This is a genomic window from Stutzerimonas azotifigens DSM 17556 (assembly GCF_000425625.1).
Classification (GTDB): Bacteria; Pseudomonadota; Gammaproteobacteria; order Pseudomonadales; family Pseudomonadaceae; genus Stutzerimonas; species Stutzerimonas azotifigens.
Genome location: NZ_KE384417.1, coordinates 48,843 through 72,114, shown reverse-complemented (window position 1 = coordinate 72,114; position 23,272 = coordinate 48,843). Strand labels below are relative to the sequence as shown.

Genomic DNA, 23,272 nt, shown 5'->3' with positions numbered 1-23,272 from the left:
CTCAGCTCTCCATCCGGACCCGCGGATCGACGAGGGTGTAGATCACGTCGATCAGCAGGTTGAGCAGCACGAAGAGCACCGCCATGCACAGCACGAAGCCCTGTACCGCGGCGTAGTCGGAGACCACCAGCGCCTCCACCGCGAAGGAGCCGATGCCCGGCCAGGCGAACACCTTCTCCACCAGCACGTTGGCGCCCAGGGCGAAGGAGAACACCATGCCAAGGGTGGTGATGACCGGCAGGATGGCGTTGCGCAGCCCGTAGCGGTACAGCACCTTGCGCCGTGCCAGGCCGGCGGCGCGGGCGGTGCGGATGAACTCGCCCTCCAGCACCTGGATCAGCGCGGCGCGAGTCATCCGGGCGATCGGCGCCAGGGTGAACAGGCCGAGGGTGATCGCCGGCAGTAGCAACTGGGCGAAGGCGGCGCGGGCGGTTTCCGGGTCGCCAGCGAGCAGGGCGTCGATGACGAACGAGCCGGTGACGGTTTCCGGCGGCAGGTAGGCGAAGTCCAGCCGGCCCATGGGCGAGGGCGCCCAGCCGAGCAGGAAGTAGAAGATGTACAGCAGCAACAGGCCGGTGAAGAAGGTCGGCAGCGAGACGCCGGCGGTGACCACCACGCGGCACAGGTGGTCGACCCAGCTGTTCGGCCGGGTCGCCGCCAGGATGCCGAGCGGCAGGGCCACCAGCAGCGACAGCAGCAGGGCGAACAGGGTCAGCTCCAGCGAGGCGGGCAGGCGCGAGGCCAGCTCGGTCAGCACCGGCTGGCCGGTGGAGATCGACTGCCCCAGCTCGCCCTGCAGCAGGTCGCCGATGTAGCTGAAGAACTGCAGCGGCAGCGGCCGGTCGAGTCCCATCTGCTGGCGGATCTCGGCGATCGACTGCTCGTCGGCCATCGGCCCGGCGAAGTACACGGCCGGGTCGCCCGGCAGCGCGCGGGTCAGCAGGAAGGAGACCAGCACGATGCCGAACAGCGCGGGCACGGCCTGCAGCAGCCGCAGCAGCACCAGTTTTAGTTTGTTCGAGACGCGCATCGATCAGCCCTGGCGTCCCTCGAGTGTCAGCGGACGGATGTCCAGCTGGCGGTGGAACCAGTACTGGTAGCCCTGCACCTCCGGCCGCATGGCGACGTTCACCGACGGCTGCCAGAGCGGGATGCGCGGCACGTCGTCCATGGCGATCTCGATCATGCGCAGGATCTTCGGCCGGTACTGCGGGTCGTCCTGCTCCATGTACAGGGTTTCCTCGACCAACTGGCGGATCTCGGCGTTCTCGTAGTTCGAGGAGTTGAACAGGTTGCCCTTCAGGTAGGCCCAGTAGAAGTAGTAGTCCGGCGTGTTCAGCCAGCCACCGAAATTCTCCAGGTGCAGCGGCAGCTTCTTCTCCACCAGCGCGACGGTGCGCCAGTTGGCGCCGGGGACTTTGTTCAGCGTGGTGCGAATGCCGATGCGCTGCAGGTTCTGCTGGATCAGCAGGGCGGTGGGCTCGGCCCAGTCGGCCTGGCCCAGATCGAACGACAGCGGCACTTCGAAGCCGTCCTTGTAGTCGGTCTCGGCGAGCAGCGCCTTGGCCTTGTCCAGGTCGGTGGCGTAGGGGAAGGGCTGCGGCCAGACGGCTTCGGTCGGCTTGGCGCTCTGCGCGCCCCACATGGGCAGGCCACGCTCGTAGGCGGCGTTGCGGAAGATGTCGGCGTAGGGCACCGCGTAGGCGATGGCCTGGCGGACGCGCTTGTCCTTGAACGGCTCGAAGTCGAGGTTGGTCGCCAGTACGAACAGGCAGTTCTCGATCGGCGTGCTGACCACCTTCAGCTTGCCGCCGGCTTCCAGCTCCCTGGCGTCCTTGTTGGGGATGTCGAAGGAGATGTTCACGTCGCCCCGCTCGATCAGCGCGCGGCGGGTCGAGGTCGACGGCAGCTCGCGGATCACCACGCGCTGCAATGCAGGCAGCGGGCCGCACTTCCAGTCGTCGTTGCGCTCGTAGACCAGCTGCTGGCCGACGTCCCAGCGCTGCACCTTGAAGGCGCCGGAGCCGAGCGCGGTGCGGTGCAGGAATTCGGTGGCCCAGGGGTCGGCCTCTGTGGCCTCGGCCTTGGCCGCGACCGAGTTGATGACGATCGGCACCGGCGTCGCCAGGTCCGGACGGGTCAGCTTGGACGGGTGCAGCAGGTGGATGCGGAAGGTGTGGTCGTCCAGCGCCTCGAACTGCTCGGGCTTTTCCAGCGAGCCGGCCTTCATCTGCATGGTGGGGAAGCCGCCGACGCTGACCGCGCGGTCGAACGACCACTTGACGTCGTGCGCGGTGACCGGCTTGCCGTCCCAGAAGGTGGCGTCCTGGCGCAGGTGGAAGGTGATGGACAGGCCGTCCTCGGCGGTTTCCCACTCGGTCGCCAGTTCCGGCACCAGGGTGTTGTAGTCGTAGCTGACCGAGCCGTCCGCGAGCGTCTTGGTGCCGAAGGAGACCAGGCGGTCGTAGCAGTTCACCGCGATCTGGTAGCTGGTGCGGTTGGTGCCGCTGCGGTGGATGTCGAGGCTGTTGATGGAGGCGCCGAGCGCCACGACCAGCGGGCGGTTCGAGGCGGCTTGGACGGGAAGACTCTTCAGCAAGGGCAACAGGCCGGCACCCAAGGTGGCCAGCGAGGCCCCTTTGACGAACGTGCGACGATCCATGGTGGGGTTCTCGTTTTTGGTGGACGTGCCCCTGCTTTGCACAATGCAGGCCAGCCAGGCGCCGTGCTTGGGCAATCGCCCGTTCCAGACACATTTCCCAGCAAATACAAGCAATTGCAGGCAGACAGGGATGCCCATTTTGTGCGATTACGGGGCATGCCCCGCTAATCTGCCAGTTTCTGGAGCGCGCCAGGCCGGGTTCGGTGGCGTCTGCCCGTTGCGGTGGCGAGCGGCGCGGCCCGGCTCGCCCGGACAGGTCCCGCGAAGACGCGGGCGGCCTGGCCTGGGGCCGTCCGGCCCGGTGCGGGGACTACCGGGCAGATCGGCCCGCTTTTGGTGCGGGCCGGGAGGGAAGGAGAAGGTCGGGCCCGTCAGGGGCAGCCGGCCGCGCCCGTTGCCCAGCGGCGGGCGGTCGTGGAGATCTGCTCGGCCAGCGTGGAAATCGCCCGCTGGTGCGCCAGCACCAGGCTGGGGAGCTCGGTCGAGGCCCGTTCCTGGACCACCGTGGCGCAGGTCAGCGTGCGTCGTTCGCCGCGGCTCGACGCCAGCTCCAGGCTCCACACCACGTCCAGCACCGCATGGCGGCCGGGCAGCGACTCGAAGCGGCGCACGTCGGTGCGCACGTTGAGCAGCGGCCGGTCCGGGTCGCCCGGCAGGCCGGCCAGGTCGCGCACGCCGAAGCGCTGCTCCAGTTCGGCGGCCAGCGCGTCGTGGAATTCGTCGGCCAGCGGCGCAGCCCACAGGGCGCTTTCGAGGATGGCCAGCTGGCCGTCGCTCTGCCGCACCACCAGGCTCGGCTGGTCGACCTGCACCGGGATGCGCACCGGCATCACCTGCAGCTGGAAGCCGCTCGGCTGGCCCGCGCTCGTCCCGGCCTGTGGCTCGCTGGGGATGAGCGTGTAGTAGCTGGTCGGCACGCTGCCGCAGGCGCCGAGCGCAAGCACGCCGGCGAGCAGGAAGGGGCGCAGGGTCATGGGCGGGACTCCTGGTTGAGTTCGCGGGAGGTGGCTTCGCGCTTGAAGGAGGCCGGCGTGTCGTCGCCGCCACGGCCGCGCAGCAGCGATTCCGGGTTGCGGTTCAGGTAATCCGAGAGCACCCGCACCGAGCGCACCGCGCGCTGCACCTCGTTGAGCGTGTCGCCCAGTTGCTGGCGCTGCGGCGAGCCCTCGGCGAGGCTCTGGTTGACGTTCTGCAGCGTCTGCTCGGAGCGCTCGAGGGTGCGCTGCAGCTGCGGCAGCACGTCGGCGTTGACCTGCCTGAGCGTCTGGCGCAGCTCGCCGAGGCTGCCGTTGAGGTTCTCGGCCATGCTGTCGATGGGCAGGTTGCCGAGCTTGTCGACGATGGCCTGCAGCTGCTCCTGCAGTTTGTCGAAGCTGCCGCCGATGGTCGGGATGGTCATCGGCCGGGCATTCGGGTCGTAGGCCACCGCGGGGGCCGTGCGGTCGAAGTCCAGCGAGATGTACAGCTGGCCGGTGAGCAGATTGCCGGTGCGCGCCTGGGCGCGCAGGCCGCGCTCGACGAGCATTTCCAGCAGACGCGCGGTGTTGGCTTCGTTGTCTTCGCCGCCGTAGGCGGCCATGAGCTTCTGGTGCGCCTGGCCCAGGCGCTTGGGGAAGATCACCGCGCCGACCACCACCGGGAAATTCTTGCTCTGCTCGTCGAAGTCCAGGTTGACCGAGACCACCCGGCCGATCGGCACGCCGAGGAATTCCACCGGGGCGTCCACCTGCAGGCCGCGCAGCGTCTGGTCGAAGCGCATGCGCACGAAGCGCGGCGTGCCGTCGTAGGGGGCCATCGCCTGCTGCGCGTTGCGATGCAGCTCGAACTCGCGGTACTCCTCGGCGGGCACCGCTTCCGGGCTGTAGTTGGGCGCCTGGAAGGCGATGCCGCCGGCGAGGATCGAGGACAGCGACTGGGTGTCCACGCGCAGGCCGCTGGCGCCGAGGGAGACGTCGATGCCGCTGGCGTTCCAGAAGCGCGTGTCGCTGGTGACGAAGCTGTCGTAGGGGGCGTTGACGAAGATCTTCACGTCCACGCCCTTGCCGTCCTCGGCCAGCGCGTAGGACACCACCTGACCGACCTGGATGCGCCGGTAGTAGATGGGCGAGCCGATGCCCAGCGAGCCGAGGTCCTCGGTGTGCAGGGTGAAGTGCTTGCCCTCGACGCCGAAGGTGACCGGCGGCGGCGCTTCCAGGCCGACGAACTCGCGCCGGGCTTCGTCCGAGCGCCCCGGGTCGGCGCCGATGAAGGCGCCCGACAACAGCGTGTCGACGCCGGACACGCCGCTGGCGCCGATGCGCGGGCGCACCACCCAGAACTGCGTGTCCTTGCGGGCGAAGGGTTCGGCCTTCTGCTCCAGCTCGATGGTTGCGATGACCCGGGTCTGGTCCTCGCTCAGCCGGATGCCGGTGACCAGGCCGATGACCACATTCTTGTACTTGACCTGCGTCTTGTTGGCCTCCAGCCCTTCGGCGGTCTGGAAGCTCACGGTGATCTGCGGGCCGGCCGACAGCCAGTTCTGCACCACCATGGACAGCCCCACCAGCGCGGCGGCGATGGGCACCAGCCAGACCAGCGAGACGCGGGCGCGGCGCTGGCGGATTTCCGGGGCGCCGGGGGAGGGAAGGGTGTGGGAGTTATCGGGCATCTTGTCTCTCTGCGTCCCAGATCAGTCTTGGATCGAAGCTCATCGAGGCCAGCATCGTCAGCACCACCACCAGGCCGAAGAACAGGATGCCCAGGCGCGGCTCGATGGTGCTCAGCGTGCGGAACTGCACCAGCGCGGCGACCAGCGCCACCACCAGCACGTCGAGCATCGACCAGTAGCCGATGGTCTCGATGAAGCGGTACAGCCGCGCGCGCTCCCGCATGGCCCAGCGGCTGCGGCGCTGCGCGGTGACCAGCAGCAGGGCCAGCACGAAGAACTTCATGCAGGGCACGATGACGCTGGCGATGAAGATCAGCAGGGCGATATCCCAGGAGCCGCCCTTCCAGAACTCGATCACGCCGCTGAGGATGGTGTTCTCGCTGCCGTGGCCGAACAGGTCGGTGAACATCACCGGCAGCAGGTTGGCCGGCAGGTAGAAGATCAGCGCGGCGACCAGCAGCGCCCAGGTGCGGGCGATGCTGTTCGGCTTGCGCCGGTGCAGCACGGCGTCGCAGCGCGGGCAGTCGCGGTCGCTCAGGCGGCACACCTGGCCGCAGTCGTGACACAGCTGCAGGCCCAGGTCGGCGGCATAGGGCGGCTGGCTCATCGCGACGGCACTCCCAGCTCGTTCCACAGGTCGCGGATGTCGCGCCCGCCGATCAGGATGATCAGCACGGTGAGCATGGCCATGGCCCAGAGGCCGAGGCCCGGGTGCACGTCGAGCATGCCGGCGAGCTTGATGATGGCCACCAGGATGCCGAGCAGGCAGACCTCGAGCATGCTCCACGGTCGCAGGTGCTCCAGCGCGCGCATGCAGGTGCGGAAACCCGGCGCGATCCGCCCGGAGCGGGCATGTACCAGCACCCATATCAGCAGGATGATCTGCAGCCCCGGCGCGAAGATGATGCTCAGCCCGGTGACCAGCGCGATCAGGGTGATCCTTCCCTGCGCCAGCGCTTCCACGGTCTGCCACAGCGTCGCCTCGTTGCTCAGCCCCTGCAGGCTGATGCTCAGCACCGGGAAAGCGTTGGCGAACAGGAACAGGACCGCGGCGGCGATGCTCAGCGCCAGCAACTGGTCGGTGCTCAGGTGACGGCCGCGCTCCAGCAGCGCGCCGCAGCGCTGGCAGTGGGCGCTCTGCCGGCGCGCCAGGCTCGGGCGCCGGTACACCGAGTCGCAGTGCTCGCAGATGATCAGCGGCGCGTCGTCCGGGGCGTCCGGGCGCGTGGCGAGGTCGGTGCTCAAGGCAGCCACTCGCAAGGCAGGGCGCGGCCCACCGGCAGGCCGGTGGGCAGGAGGCGCTGGCAGGCAGGGGTCGGGTACATGAAGCAGCGAGTCGCCAAGGTCATCTCTTCTGTCTGGCAGGCAATCGCGCCAGCAGTTCGGGCACGCCGGCCGGCGGGCAGGGTATCGTCACACGGCAAACGGCGCGCCGTCCCGGCTCCGGTCAGGCCGGTGGAAAACGGCAGATGCTAGCGGAGCTGCGGCGATCGTGCAGCAAAGCGGCGGAAAATTCTGTTCGGTCTGGACAAGTAGGAGGGGATGGGCACGGGAGACCGATTCGCCCTTCACTGAGGCAAGAGCTTTCCGTCGATGTTCTTCGCCTCCTGCCGCAGCGCAGCGAGTGCCCGCTCCACGAACGAATCGGTGAAGCGGCTGCGCAGCCCCGAAACCGACAACGCCCCCACCAGGCTGCCGTTGACGGCGCGGACGGGAACGGCCACGGCAGCGACGTCCGAAGCGCGCTCGCCCTTGGAAAGGTAGTAGCCCTCGCGCCGGATGGTTGCGAACGGTTCGCCCGGCTCGTCGGCAAAGGCCAGCAGGACGCGCCCGCTGGCGCCTCGGTTGAGCGCCATGCGGGCCCCTTCATCCAGATGGTGGCGGATTTCCTGGCGGGAATTGCAGCGGAACAGGCAGACCCGTTCGCCCCCTTCGCGAACGTAGAACGATGCGGTTTCCTCGGTTTCGTCGGCCAGGCGCTGCAGGACGGGCCGGATCAGCGAAGCGTTGTCCCGCTGCGATAACGAGGCCAGCCGGACCAGCGCCGGCCCCAGCCTGAATTCGCCGTGCTCGTCGCGGCTCAGGTAGCCGAAGTGCTCCAGCGAGCCGCTCAGTCGCAGGATGGTGCTCTTGTACATGCCCGTCAGTTCGGCGAGCTCGCGCAGGCTCAGGCTCGGCTTGCCGCCGTTGAAGGCATCCAGTAGCGAGAGTGCGCGATCCACGGCCTCGACACGGTTCTTGGTCATCGTTCGCTCCAGTGTTCTGCCATCCATTGCGAGACGGCGATTGTAACCACGGCTCTCGGCGCGGCGCCCGTCAAGCTTGACGATTCTGTTCAATAGAATATAGTTCTGTCTAGTAGAACGTAAGTCCCAGAACAAGATCACACAACAAGAGGGTGTCCCCATGCATATCAAGCAGCTGCTGTCCGCTTCGTGCCTGTCCCTGGCCGTGCTGGCCGCACAGGCCTCGGCGAAGGAAGTGATCGTCAGCGCCGTATCTCCCACCTCCGACGACTACGCCCTGGCGGTGGCCTGGTCGAACATCAGTGCCCGGGAAAAAGGCGAATCGCTCACCGTGGTGGACAACGGCACCATCAAGGGCCTGCGGCTCCTGGCAACGGACAAGGTGAACGTGGCGGTGATCGGCTCGCCTCACTTCAAGGACGCAACGCTTCGCCAGGGCCAGTTCTCGGAAGACCCGGATCGCCTCGTCGAGCGCTACAAGCACATGAAGGCGCTGTTCGCCATCCGCTCCAGCGCCGGCCAGTACCTCGTCACCGAAAAGAGCGGCATCAAGGCGTTCGCCGACTTCAAGGGGCGCAGCCTGGCGGTCGGGCGCCCCGGAGGCCAGGCCGGGAGCGTTACCGCCGGCTTGCTGAAGGCGACCGGACTGGAGCCGGGCAAGGATGTCGACACGCAGTACATCACCTATAGCGAAGCCTTCGACCAGATGGCCAACGGCAGCCTGGACGGCACCATGGTCTGGGGCAGCGTGCCGCAGGCGGCGGTGGACAACGCTTCGCGCACCATGAAGCTGCGCTTCGTATCGCCGGACCCGGCCGTCTTCGAGGATTTCAAGCGCGATGTCACCAGCGGCGAGTACTTCTCGCTGAAGACGGTGCCGGCCAGCCGCATCCAGTCGGCTTACGAAGGACGGGTCGAAAGCGACGGCGACGTGCGTTTCTGGACCTTCCCCTTCATGTTCGTGGTGAACGACACCATGGATGAAGAAACCGCCTACCGGATCACCAGGAGCCTGTGGGAGCACGTCGAGGAAATCCGCTCGACCACCAGCGCACTGGCGCTGCTGGACATCGACGACGCTACCCAGATGCTCTCTGCCGACCTTCATCCCGGCGCCGCCCGCTACTTCCGCGAGAAGGGTCTGATCCAATGAAAGCTGCACCTCTGCTGCGCGCTGCCGATGGCGAGGCGCCCTGGCAACCGCTTCTGCGGGGGACGGGGTTGCTGGCGTGCGCGCTGACCAGTGCGTTCGTCATCTACACCACGGCAGTGGGCAAGTTTCCCGCGCAGGTCCAGTACGGCCTGGTCCTGCTGCTCGGCCTGATCGCCGTGTTCTGTCTCAAGCCGGGGCCGCTAGCGCGAGTCGGTCGCGGCGGGCTGGATGCGCTGCTGAGCCTGGCGTTCATCGCCATGAGCCTGTTCAGCTGCGTCTATCTCCTCCGCGAATACAACGAGATCGCCGCGCTGCGCGAAGGCCTGCCGAACGACCAGGACCTGTTCTGCTATCTGCTCGGCACCCTGGCGGTGCTGGAAGCGTCGCGCCGGGTCGAGGGCTGGGTGCTGCTGGCCATCGTGGGTGCGGCGCTGGGCTATCTCTTGTTCGGCAACTACCTGCCGGGGCTGCTCGGCCACCGTCCGTTCGGAGTGGACGAGGTGCTGGAGATCTCCTTCAGCTACCAGGGCATCTTCGGCGTCGCCCTCGGGGCGGTGGTGGACGTGGTGCTGGTGTTCGTCATCCTCGGCGTTGCGCTGCGGCTGACCGGCGCCGGCGACTTCTTCAACTTCGTCGCGCTACGGGCCACCCGCCGGTTGCGCTCGGGGCCGGCACAGGCCTCGATCATCGGTTCCGCGCTGTTCGGCTCGGTCAACGGGTCGGCGCCGGCCAACGTCGTCGCTACGGGCGTGCTCACCATCCCGATGATGCAGCGCTCCGGGTTCAAGGCGAGCTTCGCGGGCGCAGTGGAGGCGGTGGCTTCGTGCTCGGGGCAGATCATGCCGCCGATCATGGGGGTCGGCGCCTTCATCATGGCGGAGATCACCGGCATTCCCTATGCCAAGATCATGCTCGCCGCCGTTGTGCCGGCCTTCCTCTATCTGTTCGCGCTGTCCGCCGCCGTGGCGCTGGAGGCTGCCCGGCTCGGCATCAAGCCGCTGGAGGGGCAGGGTCGCGAGACCATGGATGCCCGCCGGCTGTGCGAGTGCATCACCTTGCTGGCCGGCTTCGGCACCCTGATCGGCATGCTCTTTTCCGGGTATGCGCCAACCTACTGCGGCCTGGTCGCCGCGGCCGTCGTGATGGTGGTTGGCAACCTGCTGCCGCGCACCAGAATGAGCCTGTCCGACTGCGGCCGATTCCTGGTCGACGGCGGCCGCGACGGCCTCGCGGTGCTGATTTCCTGTGCCGCGATCGGCATTGTCATCGGGGCCGTCAGCAGCACCGGGCTGGGCATCAAGCTCAACCAGATGATCATCGCCCTCGGCAGCCACAGCCTGTTGCTGGCGCTCATCCTCGCCGCGGCCTGCTCGATCCTGCTCGGGATGGGCCTGCCGACCGCTGCTTCGTACCTGATGGTGGTCTACGTGGCCGGCCCGGCCATTCTCAAGCTTGGCGTGGACCTGCTGCAGACGCACCTGTTCGTCTTCTACTTCGCCGTGCTCTCGGCGATCACGCCGCCGGTCGCGTTAGCCGTATTCGCCGCGGCCGCCATCGCCAAGACCAGCAGCATGAAGATCGCGGGCAACGCCATGCGGCTTTCGCTCGTGGCCTTCGTCCTGCCGTTCGCCTGGATCTACCACCCGGAAATCAACCTGCAAACGCTGAACGCCGAAACCCTGTGGCCGACGCTCGCTTTCATCGCGGCATTGATGATCGCCACCTTCGGCCTCACCGCTGGACATATCGGTTTCTTCTGCCAGCGCCTGTCGGTGATCGAGCGGATCGTGCTGGTGGCCGCCGGTGCCCTGGTGCTGGCGCCGGGATGGGGGCCGACCACCGCCGGCGTAGCCGTGATCGTCGCCGTACTTGGCCTTCGCTACTGGAGAAAAAGCAATGTTCAAGCCTTTGCGTGAGATTCGCGTGCTGGATCTGACCAATGTGCTGGCCGGGCCCTTCTGCTGCCATCAGCTCGCGCACATGGGGGCCGACGTCATCAAGGTTGAGGTGCCGGGCTCGGGAGACCTGGCGCGCCAACTGGGGGCGGACCCGGAGCTCAACGAGAAGCTGATGGGCGTCTCCTTCCTCGCGCAGAACCCGGGCAAGCGCTCGCTGACCCTGAACCTCAAGAGCGCGGCCGGCCGGGCGGTGCTGCATCGCCTGGTGCAGAGCGCCGACGTCCTGGTGGAGAACTTCCGGCCGGGCGTCATGGACCGGCTGGGCGTCGGCTACGAAGCCTTGCGCAAGATCAACCCGCGCCTGGTCTATTGCGCCATCTCCGGTTTCGGCCAGGACGGGCCCCTGCACGACCTGCCGGCGTACGACCAGATCATCCAGGGCATGTCGGGCGTCATGAGCGTCACCGGGGCGCCGGAGAACGCCCCTTATCGGGTCGGTTATCCAATTTCCGATACGGTCGGCGGCATCACCGCCGCCTTCGCCATCGCCAGCGCGCTGGCCGACGCCTCGCGGGAGGAAGGCTGCTTCATCGACGTCTCGATGCTGGAGGCGACGCTGGCCACCATGGGCTGGGCCGTGTCGAACTATCTGGTGGCTGGCCGCGAGCCGCAACCGATGGGCAACGACAACGTTACCGCCAGCCCCTCGGGGACCTTCCGCACCGCCGACGGGCTGATCAACATCGCGGCCAACAAGCAGGAGCAGTTCGAAGCGGTATGCCGGGTTCTCGGCGTTCCGGCACTGATCGACGACCCCCGGTTCGCCAAGCGCCAGGCGCGTCTGCAGCACCGGGCCGCGCTCACGGCCCTGCTCGAGGAAGCGCTCGCCCATCGCACCACGGAACAGTGGTGGACGTTGCTGAACGAGGCGGGTGTTCCCTGCGGCCCGGTGTACCGCGTGCCGGAAGTGCTGGCGCATCCGCAGATTCGGGAGCGCGGCATGATCGGCACCTTCGACCGGGTTCCCGGTGTCGGCAAGGCCGTCAGCCTGTTGCGTACCGGGGTCAAGATCAATCGCCAGGCGCCGGCAGTCGAGATGCCGCCGCCGGCGCTCGGGGAACACACCGACGAAATCCTGGCGGAGCTTGGCTACAGCGCCGGGGAAATCGAGCGTATGCATGAGGAGCGTGCCGTATGAGTATCAAGGATCCATCCCGGCAGCTGGCCGAGGACTGGTGGGAAACCCGGATCATCGACATGCAGCCGGGCGTGATCCGCTACCGCGGCTATCCCGTCGAAGAGCTGATCGGCAATGTCGGGTTCGCCCAGATGATCTGGCTGATGTTGCGCGGCGAGTTGCCTTCACGCGGGCAGGCTGACCTGCTCGAGGCGGCGCTGATGGCGGCGGTGGATCATGGTCCGCAGGCGCCGAGCATCGCCATCGCACGCATGGCCACCACCTGCGGCGTAGGTCTGAACAGCGCCATGGCATCGGCCGTCAACGTTCTTGGCGACGTCCATGGGGGGGCTGGCGAGCAGGCCGTCGAGCTCTACCTGGATATCGCCTCGCGCGTCGATGCCGGCACGGCAATGGCGCAGGCGGTGGAGCAGGCCCTGGATGCCTTCGTCGACGCGCATGGCAAGTTCATTTCCGGCTTCGGACATCGCTTCCATCCCGTGGACCCGCGCACCGCGCCGCTGCTGGCGCTGGTCGACCGGGCGGCGACCGAAGGGATCGTCGACGGACGTTTCGCCATGATCGGGCGGGCGGTCGAGGCCTGCCTCGAGGCCCGCAAGGGCAAGCGCATCCCGATGAACATCGATGGGGCGACCGCGGTGATCTACGCCGAGCTCGGCTTTCCTCCGCCGCTCGCGCGCGGGCTGTTCTGCCTCTCGCGCTCGGTGGGCATCCTGGCCCACGCCTGGGAACAGACCCAGCAGGGCGGTCGCAACAAGGGGCCGATACCGCGCCAGTTCATCGGCTCCTATTCCGGCCATCCGCCACGTTCGCTGAAGGAGACGCCATGAGCCTGTACGCCCCGCCCAGGGACCTGCCGACGCGTGTGTTCACCCGCATGCCCGACGAACTGCGGCGTCCGGACGGCGATTCCGACTGGGGCCGGGCAAACAAGCCCGGGCAATCGGTACCCTGTTTTCTGGAAGGCCCCTCGTTCGACCGGGCGGGCAATCTCTACGTCACCGACATCCCCTATGGGCGCATCTTCCGTATCTCGCTCAGCGGCGAATGGAGCCTGGTCGTCGAGTACGACGGCTGGCCGAACGGGCTGAAGATCCATCGCGACGGGCGAATCTTCGTTGCCGACTACAAGCACGGCATCCTTTTGCTCGACCCGGAAAAGGGCGAGGTCACGCCTTTTCTCACCCATCGCCGCAGCGAAGGGTTCAAGGGCGTGAACGACCTGTTCTTCGATCGCGAGGGGTGGCTGTACTTCACCGACCAGGGCCAGACCGGGATGCATGATCCCAGCGGCCGCGTTTTCCGCTACGAGCCGGACAGCCAGCGCCTCGACTGCCTCATCGACAACGGGCCGAGCCCCAACGGGTTGGTCATGGATCTGGACGAACGCGCCCTGCTGGTTGCGATGACCCGCGGCAATGCGGTCTGGCGCCTGCCGCTGCAGGCCGATGGCAGCACCTCGAAGGTCGGCATCTTCACCGCCATGGCGGGCGGCGTCAGCGGTGCGGACGGAATGGCGCTGGACAGCGCCGGCAATCTGTTCGTCTGCGACGCTGGAAATGGCTGCGTGTGGGTGTTCGATCGCCATGCGGTGCCGCTCTACCGCATCCGCTCCTGCACCGAGGGACGCACGCTGACCAATCTGGCGTTCGGCGGTGAAGACGCAAGGCAGCTGTTCATCACCGATTCGTCCACCGGCTCCATCCTGGTTGCCGACCTCGAGGTGGCCGGGCGGCCGATGTATTCGCACAGCTGATCCCGCGCCGGCGCTGGATGCGCCCTGGCGTCGGACTGGCTGGATGCTGAAAGGCCGGTACCGTGCCTAGGCTTGCGAAGGTGCAGATGATGCCCTTGCTCGGCCGTGCCGAAGCGGTACATCGGGGTGTCGTGCGGGGAAGGGATGTTCGCGGATGGGCTGCGGTAGCCCGACAGGCGCGCTGCCAAGGCTACGGGAAAGGGAGCCGCCGGATGCAGCGGCTCCCGGTGGCGGTCAGAGCGCGCCGATTTCCTTGTAGTAGCGCTCGGCGCCCGGATGCAGCGGGATGGGCAGGTTCTTGGTGGCGTTTTCCAGAACGATGTCCTTGGCTGCCGAGTGGGCGTTCTTCAGATGGTTGAGGTTTTCGAACAGCAGCTTGGCCATCTGGTAGGCGACTTCGTCGGAGACGTTCTCGTGGGTCACCAGGATGTTGGTGATCGCCACGGTAGGCACGTCGGTTTCCTGGCCGTCGTAGGTGCCGGCGGGCATCTTGGCCGCCTGGTAGGCGGGGTTGCCGATCTTGGCCACGACGTCGGCCGGCACTTCCACGTAGTTCAGCGGCATGGTCGAGGCGAGGTCGCGGATGGCGGCCATGCCCAGGCCCGAGGACTGCAGGGTGGCATCCAGCTGGCGGTTCTTGACCAGTTCCACCGACTCGGCGAACGGCAGGAATTCGACCTTGCCCATGTCGTCGTAGGTCAGCCCGGCGGCTTCGAAGATGGCCCGTGCGTTCAGCTCGGTGCCGGACTTCGGCGCGCCGACGGAGATGGTCTTGCCCTTGAGGTCGGCCAGCGTCTTGATGCCCGACTCCTTGCTGGCGACGATCTGGATGTAGTTCGGATAGGTGCCGGCGATCGCCCGCAGCTTCTTCAGCGGTGCCTTGAAGCCGGCGTCCGCCACGCCGTTCCAGGCGTCGGCGACCGAGTCACCGAGTGCGAATGCCAGTTCGCCGCGGCCGGCCTGCAGCAGGTTGAGGTTTTCCACCGAGGCCTTGGTCGCCTGGACCGAGGTCTTGGAACCGCTGATGCCGTTGCTGTAGACCTGCGACAGGGCGACGCCCATCGGGTAGTAGACCCCGCTGGTGCCCCCGGTGAGGATGTTGATGAAGGTCGGCGCCGCGACCGCGGCGGTGCTGGCGGTGAAGGCCGCTGCCGCAGTGAGCAGAGCGAAGCGTTTGGTCAATTTCATTGATGCATCTCCATTTGTTGTTATTGGCGTATGCAATGTCCGTTTGAAGGGCCTCGGGGTAACCGGGCATGCCCATGCAAGCAGAAGGAGAGACGGCAGCGCGGGGATCCGGATCGTCACGGGTCAGGCGCGAGGGACGCATGATCGGGCGAGCGGGTGTGCGCTGGCAGAGGAGGCGGTCGATGGCGCATCTCTTGTCTTTCTTGTTCAGCCAGGGCGCATAGGCGCCGTTGCCGACTCTAACAGAAGCGGTGGGCCGAGCAAGCCCTCCAGCGAAGCGGTGGAAAAAGAGCGCTCGCGTCTGGGACGGCCCTTGCAGCGATGCCGGCCTCGCCTGGACCGGACTATCGCTTGAGCAGCGACACGAACCAGCCGTGCCCGCTGACCAGCACGATGCCGCCCAGGGCCAGGATCGCCCCGGTGACGAAGCCGGGCTCGATGGGTTCGGCCAGCAGCCAGGCGCCGAGCACGACACCGAACAGTGGTGTGAGAAAGGACAGCACCCCGAGCCGCGAGGCCAGGTAGCGCCGCAACAGGGCGAACCAGACCAGGAAGCTGGCGAAGCACACCACGATCGACTGGAACCCCAGGCTCAGCCAGACCAGCGGGGTGGGGTTGAAGGTGGTGTGGCCGGTGAGCAGGGCCAGCGGCAGCAGCAGGACGAAGCCCGTGCCCAGCTGGTAGAGCAGCGTCTGGGTCGCCGGCAGCGACGACAGCCGGGTGGCGCGGATCAGTACGGTGGTGGAACCCCAGGCGACGCCGCCGAGCAGGGCCAGGAAATCGCCCCAGAGCACGCCGGACAGGCCGCCGTCGGCCTTTGCGCCGCGCAGGAAGGCCACGGCGATGCCGGCGAACGCCAGCGCCACGCCGAGCCACTGCAGGGGCGCGAGCCGCTCGTTCGGCAGCTTCCAGTGCAGGCCCAGGGCGGCGAACACCGGGGCGGTGTAGAGGAACACCACCACGTGCCCGGCCGAGGTGTGCCGCACCGCCTCGCCGACCAGCAGGAACTCCAGCGTGAAGCAGCCGCCGGCCAGGCAGCCGGCTCGCCAGATGCCGTCGGCCACGCTCAGCCGCTCGCGCCGCAGCAGCATCAGCACGGCGACCAGCAATCCGCCGATGCCAGAGCGCAGGGCGATCTGCAGCACCGGGGAGAAGTCCGGCGCGGTCGCCTTCAGCGCGATCTGTTGCATGCTCCAGATCAGGCAGAGGATCAGCATCAGCCCGACGGCGGTCGGATCGAGCGGCTTGCGGGTGTCCATCGAAGGCTCCATGAGCGAGCGGGGCGGGCATTGTCGGCCTTGCCGCCGTCTTGGTGAAGATGGGGCGCTGTTCGCGGCCAGGGCCGCTCCCACACAGACGTAGGGTGGAAAACCGCGAAGCGTTTTCCACCCTGGGCCGCGGTGGTGCCCGCTGATCACGGCGAGTTCGGCGTCGGTCCCACCGGACGCGTGGATGAGGCTGCGCCGTCATCCACCCTACGTGCTCGCGGACCTGACCTCGTGGGTGGCATCTGATCCGTATTTTTCCGCTCGACCTGAGTCTGTTTTGTCTCGCTGCTACGCCCGATCATGCGCGCGTCCGAAACGGCCCATGAGGCGACGCCATGACCGACCAGATCCCCGTGCGAATCATCGAAACCGTCGACCCGGGCAGGCCCATCCGCCTGACGCCGGCGCAGCTCGGCGGCCCGATTCACACGCGCACTTTCACCGGGCTGTTCCGCAACCTGCGGCTGCTCGGCGCCGGCGCGCTCTTCGTGCTGTTCTTCGGTACCGCCTGGCTGGACTGGAACGGCCGGCAGGCGGTGCTCTGGGACCTGGGCCGGCGGCAGTTCCACGTCTTCGGCGCGACCTTCTGGCCGCAGGATTTCATCCTGCTCTCGGCGCTGCTGATCATCGCCGCCTTCGGGCTGTTCTTCGTCACCGTGCTCGCCGGGCGCGTCTGGTGCGGCTACGCCTGCCCGCAGAGCACCTGGACCTGGGTCTTCATGTGGGCCGAGAAGGTCACCGAGGGCGACCGCCTGCAGCGCATCAAGCTGGACGCCGCGCCCTGGACGCTCCACAAGCTGCTGCGCCGTGGCGCCAAGCATGCGCTCTGGCTCGCCGTCAGCCTGGCCACGGCGCTGGCCTTCGTCGGCTACTTCACGCCCATCCGCGAGCTGGTGCGCGAGCTGTTCACCCTTCAGCTCGGCCTGCAGACCGGCTTCTGGCTGTTCTTCTTCACCGCCGCCACCTACGTCAACGCCGGCTGGCTGCGCGAGCAGGTGTGCCTGCACATGTGCCCGTACTCGCGCTTCCAGAGCGTGATGTTCGATGCCGACACCCTGGTGGTGTCCTACGACGCCGCACGTGGCGAAAGCCGCGGTCCGCGCCGCAGGGACAGCGATCCGCGCGCGCAGGGCCTGGGCGACTGCATCGACTGCACGATGTGCGTGCAGGTCTGCCCGACCGGCATCGACATCCGCGACGGCCTGCAGCTGGACTGCATCAGCTGCGGCGCCTGCGTCGACGCCTGCGACAGCGTGATGGACAGGATGGGCTACGCCCGCGGGCTGGTCCGCTACACCTCCGAGCGCACGCTGCAGGGCGGCCGTACGCGGCTGCTGCGGCCGCGCCTGGTGGGCTATGCGGCCATGCTGGCGCTGATGGTCGGAACCTTCGCCTGGGCGCTGCAGGCGCGGCCGCTGGTCTCGCTGGACGTTACCCGCGATCGCACCCTGTTCCGCGAAAACAGCGCCGGCCAGATCGAGAACATGTACAGCCTCAAGGTCATCAACAAGACCCAGCAGCCGCGCGAGTACCGGCTCGCGCTCACCGACGGGCCTTTCGAGCTGCACGGCCCGAGCCGCCTTGCCCTGGCCCCGGGCGAGATCGCCGACGTGCCGCTGAGCGTCGCGCTGGTGGACGAGGGCGCGCCGGCCTCGCGCCGCGACCTCGGCTTCGTCGTCAGCGACCGCGCCGATCCGGCCAGCCGCGTCGTCACCGCCAGCACCTTCGTCGCGCCGGCGACCCGGTAGGCCGGCTCCGGCGGCGGTGTCGGTCACCCAGGCAGCATCGCCCCGAGGTCGGGCCTCCCACAAAAGCCGCGTCGCTGTGGGAGGCGCGCCCCCGCGGCGACGTAGGCCGCGGGCCTGCCCGAGTCGTCATCGCTTCGCGCAAGGTCGGGCCTGCCACAAAAGCCGCGTCGCCGACCGGGCCCCGTGGAGGCGCGCCCCCGCGGCGATGCAGGCCGCAGGCCTGCCCGAGTCATCATCGCTTCGCTGCAGGGTCGGGCCTGCCACAAAAGCCGCGTCGCCGACCGGACCCGGTGGGAGGCGCGCCCCCGCGGCGATGCGGGCCGCAGGCCTGCCTGCAAGTCAAAAGGCTTCCATCGGTCTTCACCCGGCCGCCGCGTTCACCTCGGCCAGCGCCGTCCCCACCTGGACGATGGCCGCGTTGCGCCGGTCCATGTCCGCCGCGCTGCCGGTGAGGTAGACGGCCACCAGAACAGGCCCGCGCGTCGGCGGCCAGAAGATGGCGATGTCATTGGCCGTGCCGCGCTCGCCCGAGCCGGTCTTGTCGCCGGCGCGCCAGTCCTTCGGCACGCCGGCGCGCAGCCGCGCGTCGCCGGTCCGGTTGGCGATCAGCCAGGCCTGCAACTGCTCGCGCGAGGCGGGCGAGAGGTGCGTGCCCAGCAGCAGCTCGCGCATGTCGGCGAGCATCGCCGCCGGCGTGGTGGTGTCACGCGGATCGCCGGGCAACGCCTCGTTCAGCTCGGTCTCGAGCCGGTCCAGCCGCGTCTGCCGGTCGCCCAGGCCGCGGGCGAAGGCGGTCAGTCCTTGCGGCCCGCCGAGGTGGGCGAGCATCAGGTTGCCGGCGGTGTTGTCGCTGCGGGTGACCGCCGCCTCGCAAATCTCCGCCAGGGTCATGCCCTCGCCGCCAGTGCGCGCGCCGGTCACCGGCGAATATTCGACCAGGTCGGCTTCGCCGAACACCACCCGCTGCGCGAGGCTCAGCTCGCCGCGGTCCTGCCGGGCCAGCAGCGCGGCGGCGGCGAGGAACTTGAAGGTGCTGCACAGCGGGAAGCGCTCGTCCTGGCGCCGGCCGGCCCGCAGGCCGTCGTCCGTATCCAGCAGCGCCACGCCGAGGCGCCCGCAAACCTCCGCCTCGATGCGCGCCAGGCGCCGTTCGAAGGCCTCGATACGGCCTTGCGAATCGGCCGCCGCGAAGCGGATGCCCGTCAGCCCCGCCAGGGACGTGGCCAGCACCGTTGTGGTGAATGCGCGTCGGGAAAGCATCGGTATTCCTCCGTATGAGGCCAACTATCGTGCAGCGCAGCGGTATGGACAAACGATGTTCGAACGCGGGGCGATCCGAATGGTTGGCCGCCAGCCGCTTGGGCGATACATTGCGCGACGGCGGAACGCGAATACTCTGTTCCCTTTTTGTGGATAGTGGTTGAACCCTAATAGGAGAGACCTTCGTGCTCAAGGAAATCGGCGGAGTCCAGATACAGCCCAAGCACAGGGCCTCATGCCATTGCGGCTCGGTGGTGCTGGAGCTGAGCCTGCCCGACGGCGTGGTGGATCCACGCCGCTGCAATTGCTCCATATGTCGACGCAAAGGCGCGGTTGTCGCCTCCGTGCCCTTGAGCGGCATCCGCATTCTGCAGGGGGCCGAACATCTGAAGCTCTACCAGTTCAACACCTTTACCGCGAAGCACTACTTCTGTTCGAACTGCGGCATCTACACGCATCACCAGCGCCGCTCCAACCCCAACGAATATGGTTACAACGTGGGCTGTCTCGAGGGCGTCGACCCGTTTGCCATTGCCGATATTCCCACCAGCGACGGGGTCAACCATCCGGCGGATCGGCATTGAATTCCAACAGGCTGGACAGCGTCTTGCCGCCGGGCGTTAGGTGGCCATGAAGGCTCCGGTGATCCGTTCCATTCTGATCGCGGCACTGGCCGGTGCCGTGATCTGGGCCGTGTCACCTGTAATGACCGGCCAGCCAGAACCCTGGGATGCAGGCGGTCTCTACTACTGCGGCGCCATGGTGCTTGGCGGACTTCTCTCGGGCCTTATCGCAACGGGGCCACTCTGGGCGCTCTATGTCGGTGCGATCCTGGGGCAGGTCCTGTACCAGCTTGTGTTCTTGCCTCTGGATCCTTTAATCCTGGTTGGGCTTTTGTTCTTGTCGGCGTGGTCGTTGCTGTTTCTGTTCGGGGCCTATCTTGGCTCTCGCATTCGCGGTTTTGTCAGTGCTCGCTCAGGCGCGACTCGCTAACTCGTTACTTATTATCGTGCGGCGATAACGACATCTTTTGCGGTCCATCTCTTTGCAATTGGCTGATGGCCTGTTTGTTCGTCGCGGCCTGCGCACGAAGTTCACGGCCTCGAGCCGGTCAGTCTTTACCATGGCGATGGGCTGCCAAATCGAAGTGAACTAACACCCCAGCGGCACGATCCTCTTTTAGGCACATTCAGCGCGAGCCCGGCGGCCACGCATCTGCAATGGCAGCGCGTCAGGCCGCCGAGCGACGAGGAGGCCTCCGTGACCGCAACCACCCACCGCACGTACCGAAGCATGCCGAACCCGCTGCATGCGACCCTGCTCGCCGGGACCGTTCCCCTGTTTCTCGGCGCCTTGCTGAGCGATATCGCCTACTTCCGCAGCTACCAGATCCAGTGGAGCAATTTCTCATCCTGGCTGATCGCCGGGGGGCTGGTGTCCTGTGGCCTGGCCCTGCTGTGCGCGCTGGTCGGGCTGATCCGGGCCGACCGGAAGACGGGGCGGCCCTTGCTCTACGTCCTGCTGCTGCTGGCGACCTGGGTGCTGGGTTTCATCAATGCCCTCGAGCACGCCAAGGATGCCTGGGCCACCATGCCGGCCGGGCTGGTCCTGTCGGTGATCGTCACCGTGCTGGCCTGCGTGGCGACCGGGGTCGGCATCACTCACCGGCATGCGGGAGGTGCGGCATGAGACATTCCAGCGCACCGACTGCCCTGACCCTGGCGCTGTTTCTCGCCGCATGCGGCGGCGGGGGGCAGGATAGCGCCCAGCAGTACGGCCCCGATCCCAGGCTCGTCGAACCCGAGCGGGGGCTGTTGCCGAGCATGACGATCGCCGAGCCGGCGCCCTGGGGCGACGAGAAGCCGACGGTCCCGCAGGGCTTCACCGTGACGGCTATCGCCACCGACCTGAAGATCCCGCGGCAGACGCTGGTACTGCCCAATGGCGACATCCTGGTGGCCGAGGGCCGGGGCGGCAACGCACCGAAGCTCAAGCCGAAGGACGTGATCGCCGGCTACATCAAGGCGAAGGGCACCACCCCGGTGGAAAGCGGCAATCGCCTGACCCTGCTGCGCGATGCCGATGGCGACGGCACCTACGAGCTCAAGACCGTGTTCGCCGACAACCTCGACGCGCCCTACGGGTTGGCGCTGCACGAGGGCAATCTCTACGTGGCCAACCAGGATGCGCTGGTGCGCTTCGATTACCAGGAGGGCCAGACCGAGGCCAGCGGGCCGCCGGAAAAGGTCACCGACCTTCCCTCCGAGATCAACCACCACTGGACCAAGGCGCTGACCATCAGCCCCGACGGGCGCTTCCTTTACGTCGGTATCGGCTCCAACAGCAACATCACCGAGCGCGGGATGGAGGCCGAAGTCGACCGCGCCCTGGTCTGGCAGATCGACGCCGAGACGGGCGCCCACAAGCCCTATGCCACCGGCCTGCGCAACCCCACCGCGCTGACGATCCAGCCAGGGACCGGGCAGCTGTGGGCGGTGGTGAACGAGCGCGACGAGTTCGGCGAGGACCTGGTGCCTGACTACCTCACCTCGGTGCGCGAAGGCGGCTTCTATGGCTGGCCCTACAGCTACTGGGGGCAGAACGTCGACCCGCGAGTGCGGCCGCAGGACCCGGACAAGGTCGCCGCGGCGATCGTGCCGGATTACGCCCTCGGATCGCACGTCGCCGCCCTCGGCCTGGATTTCTCCGAGCCGCCCATGGGCGAGCAGTTCGCCGACGGCGTGTTCGTTGGTGAGCACGGCAGCTGGAACCGCAAGGAGCCGGTCGGCTATCGGGTGATCTTCGTGCCGTTCAGCAACGGCCGCCCCTCGGGGCAGCCGGTCGATTTCATGACCGGCTTTCGCACGGAAGACGGCAAGACCCGCGGCCGGCCGGTCGGTGTTACGGTCGACCCGCGCGGCGCCCTGATCGTCGCCGACGACCTGTCGAATACCGTGTGGCGAGTGACCCGCACGCCGTGACGGTCCCCCGGCAAGTCGGCGGCCGCAGGATCGTCGACTTGCCGGGTCGAGCGACCTGGCTAACCGAGCTGCGCTGCGATCGCGGCCTTGTCGATCACGGACCAGACCTCCCGGATGCGCCCGTCGCTGAACCCGTAGAACACGTTCTCGCCGAAGCGGACGCGCCGGCCGTTCACTGGCAGGTCGAACAGGATGCCGCTGGGCGTGCAGTCGAACTGCAGCCGGCACGCCACCTGCGGCGGGTCGACGATCAACTGCTGCACGTCGAAGCGAAGGTCCGGTATCGCCCTGATGTCGTTCTCCAGCATGGTGCGATAGCCGGCCAGGCCGACGTGCTGGCCGTTGTAGTGCACCTCGTCGTGGACGAAGGTTCCGAGCCTGGGCCAGTCCTGCTCGTTCAGGCAGGCGATGTAGCCGCGATAGTGCTCGGCAAGGTCGGTTTTGTTCATGGGCTGGGCCTGTCGTTATGCAAGGGTGGTCTTCTAATCATCCAGCAATTCCGGACGAAACAATTCGCGCCTGTCCGCCACCCGGTCTCCCGCCACCACGAACACCCCGTTCCCGGTGTAGTGCAGCGTCTGCGGATGCGCCGGCTCGGGCGCGACATGCGCCTTCACCACTTCGAAGATGAAGAAGTTGTACCGATCCACCAGCGCATCGTCGTGCAGCCGGCATTCGAAGCTGGCGTGGCACTGTTCCAGCAGCGGGGCGGCGACGCATTCGGCCCTGGTGGTGGCGAGGCCGAAGGCTTCGAACTTGTCGACCTCGGCGCCGGAACAGTTGCCGATCCGCACCATGGTGTCCAGCAGCGGCAGGGTGGGCAGATTGATCACGCATTCGCCGCTCTGGCGGATGAGTTCGAAGCTGTGGTTGCCGGCGGAGATCATGCAGCCGACCAGCGACGGCGAGAACTCCATGACGGTCTGCCAGCCGAGGGTCATGACGTTGCGCTGGCCGGCGTGGCAGGAGGTGATGAGCACGATGGGGCCGGGTTCGAGGTAGCGGCGCACCTGGTGGACGGGGAAGTCCTGCTTGGCGATCGGGCGGGTCATGGCGGGCCTCATGGGGGAGCGGGTGGTTCCATGATTCGGACCGCGTCGTCCGGCAGGGTTCAGCCGAGACGATGGAGTGGCCGGCGGATAACGCTGCGCGGTTATCCACCCTACGGGCGAATGCCTTGCCTGTGGGAGGCGCGCCCTCGCGGCGATTATTTGCCGGCCAGGGTCTTTGCACGGCTCCTGTAGGAGCGGCCCTGGCCGCGAACGGG

Annotated in this window: 22 protein-coding genes; 10 read left to right on the top strand and 12 right to left on the bottom strand. The window is 67.5% G+C overall.

Translation table 11 applies throughout. From position 1 onward, the window contains the following. Position 1 precedes the first annotated feature (1 nt). From H610_RS0119585 to H610_RS0119555, 7 genes are all read right to left on the bottom strand, one after another. Positions 2-1,030: an ABC transporter permease gene (locus tag H610_RS0119585; RefSeq protein WP_028241239.1), complete on the bottom strand. Its 1,029-nt coding sequence runs from the start codon at positions 1,028-1,030 to the stop codon at positions 2-4. A 3-nt stretch (positions 1,031-1,033) separates the two neighbouring features. Next, positions 1,034-2,662 (bottom strand): ABC transporter substrate-binding protein, encoded by a 1,629-nt coding sequence (locus tag H610_RS0119580; protein WP_028241238.1) that lies wholly within the window; start codon positions 2,660-2,662, stop codon positions 1,034-1,036. A gap of 371 nt (positions 2,663-3,033) precedes the next feature. After that, on the bottom strand, positions 3,034-3,636 hold the full coding sequence (locus H610_RS0119575) for a PqiC family protein (RefSeq protein WP_028241237.1): 603 nt from the start codon (positions 3,634-3,636) through the stop codon (positions 3,034-3,036). After that, positions 3,633-5,309 carry a PqiB family protein gene (locus tag H610_RS0119570; RefSeq protein ID WP_028241236.1) on the bottom strand — a complete coding sequence of 559 codons (1,677 nt, stop codon included), beginning with the start codon at positions 5,307-5,309 and terminating at the stop codon, positions 3,633-3,635. The genes H610_RS0119575 and H610_RS0119570 overlap by 4 nt, the downstream gene beginning before the upstream one ends. Then, positions 5,299-5,916 carry a paraquat-inducible protein A gene (locus H610_RS0119565; RefSeq protein ID WP_028241235.1) on the bottom strand — a complete coding sequence of 206 codons (618 nt, stop codon included), beginning with the start codon at positions 5,914-5,916 and terminating at the stop codon, positions 5,299-5,301. The genes H610_RS0119570 and H610_RS0119565 overlap by 11 nt, the downstream gene beginning before the upstream one ends. Then, complete coding sequence (locus H610_RS0119560; RefSeq protein WP_201768382.1) at positions 5,913-6,554, bottom strand: paraquat-inducible protein A; 642 nt, start codon at positions 6,552-6,554, stop codon at positions 5,913-5,915. Before H610_RS0119560 ends, H610_RS0119565 begins: the two co-directional genes overlap by 4 nt. A 323-nt stretch (positions 6,555-6,877) precedes the next feature. Then, positions 6,878-7,648 (bottom strand): IclR family transcriptional regulator, encoded by a 771-nt coding sequence (locus H610_RS0119555; RefSeq protein ID WP_201768381.1) that lies wholly within the window; start codon positions 7,646-7,648, stop codon positions 6,878-6,880. A 67-nt stretch (positions 7,649-7,715) separates the two neighbouring features. On the opposite strand from H610_RS0119555, the gene H610_RS0119550 reads away from it, so the two are divergent. Genes H610_RS0119550 through H610_RS0119530 form a run of 5 tightly spaced genes read left to right on the top strand, consistent with a single transcriptional unit; the run spans position 7,716 to position 13,560 of the window. Further along, on the top strand, positions 7,716-8,708 hold the full coding sequence (locus H610_RS0119550) for a TAXI family TRAP transporter solute-binding subunit (protein ID WP_028241232.1): 993 nt from the start codon (positions 7,716-7,718) through the stop codon (positions 8,706-8,708). Next, positions 8,705-10,624, top strand: coding sequence for a TRAP transporter permease (locus tag H610_RS0119545; protein ID WP_084166510.1), 1,920 nt, complete (start codon positions 8,705-8,707; stop codon positions 10,622-10,624). Before H610_RS0119550 ends, H610_RS0119545 begins: the two co-directional genes overlap by 4 nt. After that, entirely contained in the window at positions 10,605-11,804 is a 1,200-nt protein-coding gene (locus H610_RS0119540; protein ID WP_028241230.1) for a CaiB/BaiF CoA transferase family protein, read from the top strand. Before H610_RS0119545 ends, H610_RS0119540 begins: the two co-directional genes overlap by 20 nt. Then, positions 11,801-12,634, top strand: coding sequence for a citryl-CoA lyase (locus H610_RS0119535; protein ID WP_028241229.1), 834 nt, complete (start codon positions 11,801-11,803; stop codon positions 12,632-12,634). Before H610_RS0119540 ends, H610_RS0119535 begins: the two co-directional genes overlap by 4 nt. Continuing rightward, positions 12,631-13,560, top strand: coding sequence for an SMP-30/gluconolactonase/LRE family protein (locus H610_RS0119530; RefSeq protein ID WP_028241228.1), 930 nt, complete (start codon positions 12,631-12,633; stop codon positions 13,558-13,560). Before H610_RS0119535 ends, H610_RS0119530 begins: the two co-directional genes overlap by 4 nt. A gap of 234 nt (positions 13,561-13,794) precedes the next feature. Here the strand turns inward: H610_RS0119530 and H610_RS0119525 are convergent, their stop codons facing one another. Both H610_RS0119525 and H610_RS0119520 read right to left on the bottom strand, forming a co-directional pair. After that, positions 13,795-14,748, bottom strand: coding sequence for a TAXI family TRAP transporter solute-binding subunit (locus H610_RS0119525; RefSeq protein ID WP_028241227.1), 954 nt, complete (start codon positions 14,746-14,748; stop codon positions 13,795-13,797). A 344-nt stretch (positions 14,749-15,092) separates the two neighbouring features. Beyond that, positions 15,093-16,007 (bottom strand): DMT family transporter, encoded by a 915-nt coding sequence (locus tag H610_RS0119520; RefSeq protein WP_028241226.1) that lies wholly within the window; start codon positions 16,005-16,007, stop codon positions 15,093-15,095. A 344-nt stretch (positions 16,008-16,351) separates the two neighbouring features. Here H610_RS0119520 and ccoG point away from each other — a divergent pair, with 344 nt between their 5' ends. Then, complete coding sequence (ccoG, locus tag H610_RS0119515; protein WP_028241225.1) at positions 16,352-17,764, top strand: cytochrome c oxidase accessory protein CcoG; 1,413 nt, start codon at positions 16,352-16,354, stop codon at positions 17,762-17,764. A gap of 360 nt (positions 17,765-18,124) precedes the next feature. Here the strand turns inward: ccoG and bla are convergent, their stop codons facing one another. Further along, positions 18,125-19,024 (bottom strand): class A beta-lactamase, encoded by a 900-nt coding sequence (bla, locus tag H610_RS0119510; RefSeq protein WP_028241224.1) that lies wholly within the window; start codon positions 19,022-19,024, stop codon positions 18,125-18,127. Positions 19,025-19,209: 185 nt separating this feature from the next. On the opposite strand from bla, the gene H610_RS0119505 reads away from it, so the two are divergent. From H610_RS0119505 to H610_RS0119490, 4 genes are all read left to right on the top strand, one after another. Further along, a complete protein-coding gene (locus H610_RS0119505; RefSeq protein ID WP_028241223.1) occupies positions 19,210-19,608 on the top strand; it encodes a GFA family protein in 399 nt (132 codons plus the stop codon). Between the two features lie 58 nt (positions 19,609-19,666). Further along, entirely contained in the window at positions 19,667-20,017 is a 351-nt protein-coding gene (locus H610_RS0119500; protein WP_330216853.1) for a hypothetical protein, read from the top strand. A 267-nt stretch (positions 20,018-20,284) separates the two neighbouring features. Further along, a complete protein-coding gene (locus tag H610_RS0119495; protein ID WP_028241221.1) occupies positions 20,285-20,713 on the top strand; it encodes a DUF2231 domain-containing protein in 429 nt (142 codons plus the stop codon). Then, on the top strand, positions 20,710-22,005 hold the full coding sequence (locus H610_RS0119490) for a PQQ-dependent sugar dehydrogenase (protein ID WP_028241220.1): 1,296 nt from the start codon (positions 20,710-20,712) through the stop codon (positions 22,003-22,005). Before H610_RS0119495 ends, H610_RS0119490 begins: the two co-directional genes overlap by 4 nt. A 59-nt stretch (positions 22,006-22,064) precedes the next feature. Here the strand turns inward: H610_RS0119490 and H610_RS0119485 are convergent, their stop codons facing one another. Both H610_RS0119485 and H610_RS0119480 read right to left on the bottom strand, forming a co-directional pair. Continuing rightward, complete coding sequence (locus tag H610_RS0119485) at positions 22,065-22,454, bottom strand: ester cyclase (RefSeq protein WP_028241219.1); 390 nt, start codon at positions 22,452-22,454, stop codon at positions 22,065-22,067. Positions 22,455-22,487: 33 nt separating this feature from the next. Beyond that, on the bottom strand, positions 22,488-23,057 hold the full coding sequence (locus H610_RS0119480) for a flavin reductase family protein (protein WP_028241218.1): 570 nt from the start codon (positions 23,055-23,057) through the stop codon (positions 22,488-22,490). Positions 23,058-23,272 lie beyond the last annotated feature (215 nt).

Bases quoted from the DNA above. Each gene is read 5' to 3' on its own strand.
- H610_RS0119585 (WP_028241239.1), bottom strand. From the start codon at position 1,030: ATGCGCGTCTCGAACAAACTAAAACTGGTGCTGCTGCGGCTGCTGCAG.
- bla (WP_028241224.1), bottom strand. From the start codon at position 19,024: ATGCTTTCCCGACGCGCATTCACCACAACGGTGCTGGCCACGTCCCTG.
- H610_RS0119525 (WP_028241227.1), bottom strand. From the start codon at position 14,748: ATGAAATTGACCAAACGCTTCGCTCTGCTCACTGCGGCAGCGGCCTTC.
- H610_RS0119575 (WP_028241237.1), bottom strand. From the start codon at position 3,636: ATGACCCTGCGCCCCTTCCTGCTCGCCGGCGTGCTTGCGCTCGGCGCC.
- H610_RS0119535 (WP_028241229.1), top strand. From the start codon at position 11,801: ATGAGTATCAAGGATCCATCCCGGCAGCTGGCCGAGGACTGGTGGGAA.
- H610_RS0119530 (WP_028241228.1), top strand. From the start codon at position 12,631: ATGAGCCTGTACGCCCCGCCCAGGGACCTGCCGACGCGTGTGTTCACC.
- H610_RS0119565 (WP_028241235.1), bottom strand. From the start codon at position 5,916: ATGAGCCAGCCGCCCTATGCCGCCGACCTGGGCCTGCAGCTGTGTCAC.
- H610_RS0119485 (WP_028241219.1), bottom strand. From the start codon at position 22,454: ATGAACAAAACCGACCTTGCCGAGCACTATCGCGGCTACATCGCCTGC.
- H610_RS0119540 (WP_028241230.1), top strand. From the start codon at position 10,605: ATGTTCAAGCCTTTGCGTGAGATTCGCGTGCTGGATCTGACCAATGTG.
- ccoG (WP_028241225.1), top strand. From the start codon at position 16,352: ATGACCGACCAGATCCCCGTGCGAATCATCGAAACCGTCGACCCGGGC.
- H610_RS0119480 (WP_028241218.1), bottom strand. From the start codon at position 23,057: ATGACCCGCCCGATCGCCAAGCAGGACTTCCCCGTCCACCAGGTGCGC.
- H610_RS0119570 (WP_028241236.1), bottom strand. From the start codon at position 5,309: ATGCCCGATAACTCCCACACCCTTCCCTCCCCCGGCGCCCCGGAAATC.
- H610_RS0119490 (WP_028241220.1), top strand. From the start codon at position 20,710: ATGAGACATTCCAGCGCACCGACTGCCCTGACCCTGGCGCTGTTTCTC.
- H610_RS0119550 (WP_028241232.1), top strand. From the start codon at position 7,716: ATGCATATCAAGCAGCTGCTGTCCGCTTCGTGCCTGTCCCTGGCCGTG.
- H610_RS0119580 (WP_028241238.1), bottom strand. From the start codon at position 2,662: ATGGATCGTCGCACGTTCGTCAAAGGGGCCTCGCTGGCCACCTTGGGT.
- H610_RS0119545 (WP_084166510.1), top strand. From the start codon at position 8,705: ATGAAAGCTGCACCTCTGCTGCGCGCTGCCGATGGCGAGGCGCCCTGG.
- H610_RS0119520 (WP_028241226.1), bottom strand. From the start codon at position 16,007: ATGGACACCCGCAAGCCGCTCGATCCGACCGCCGTCGGGCTGATGCTG.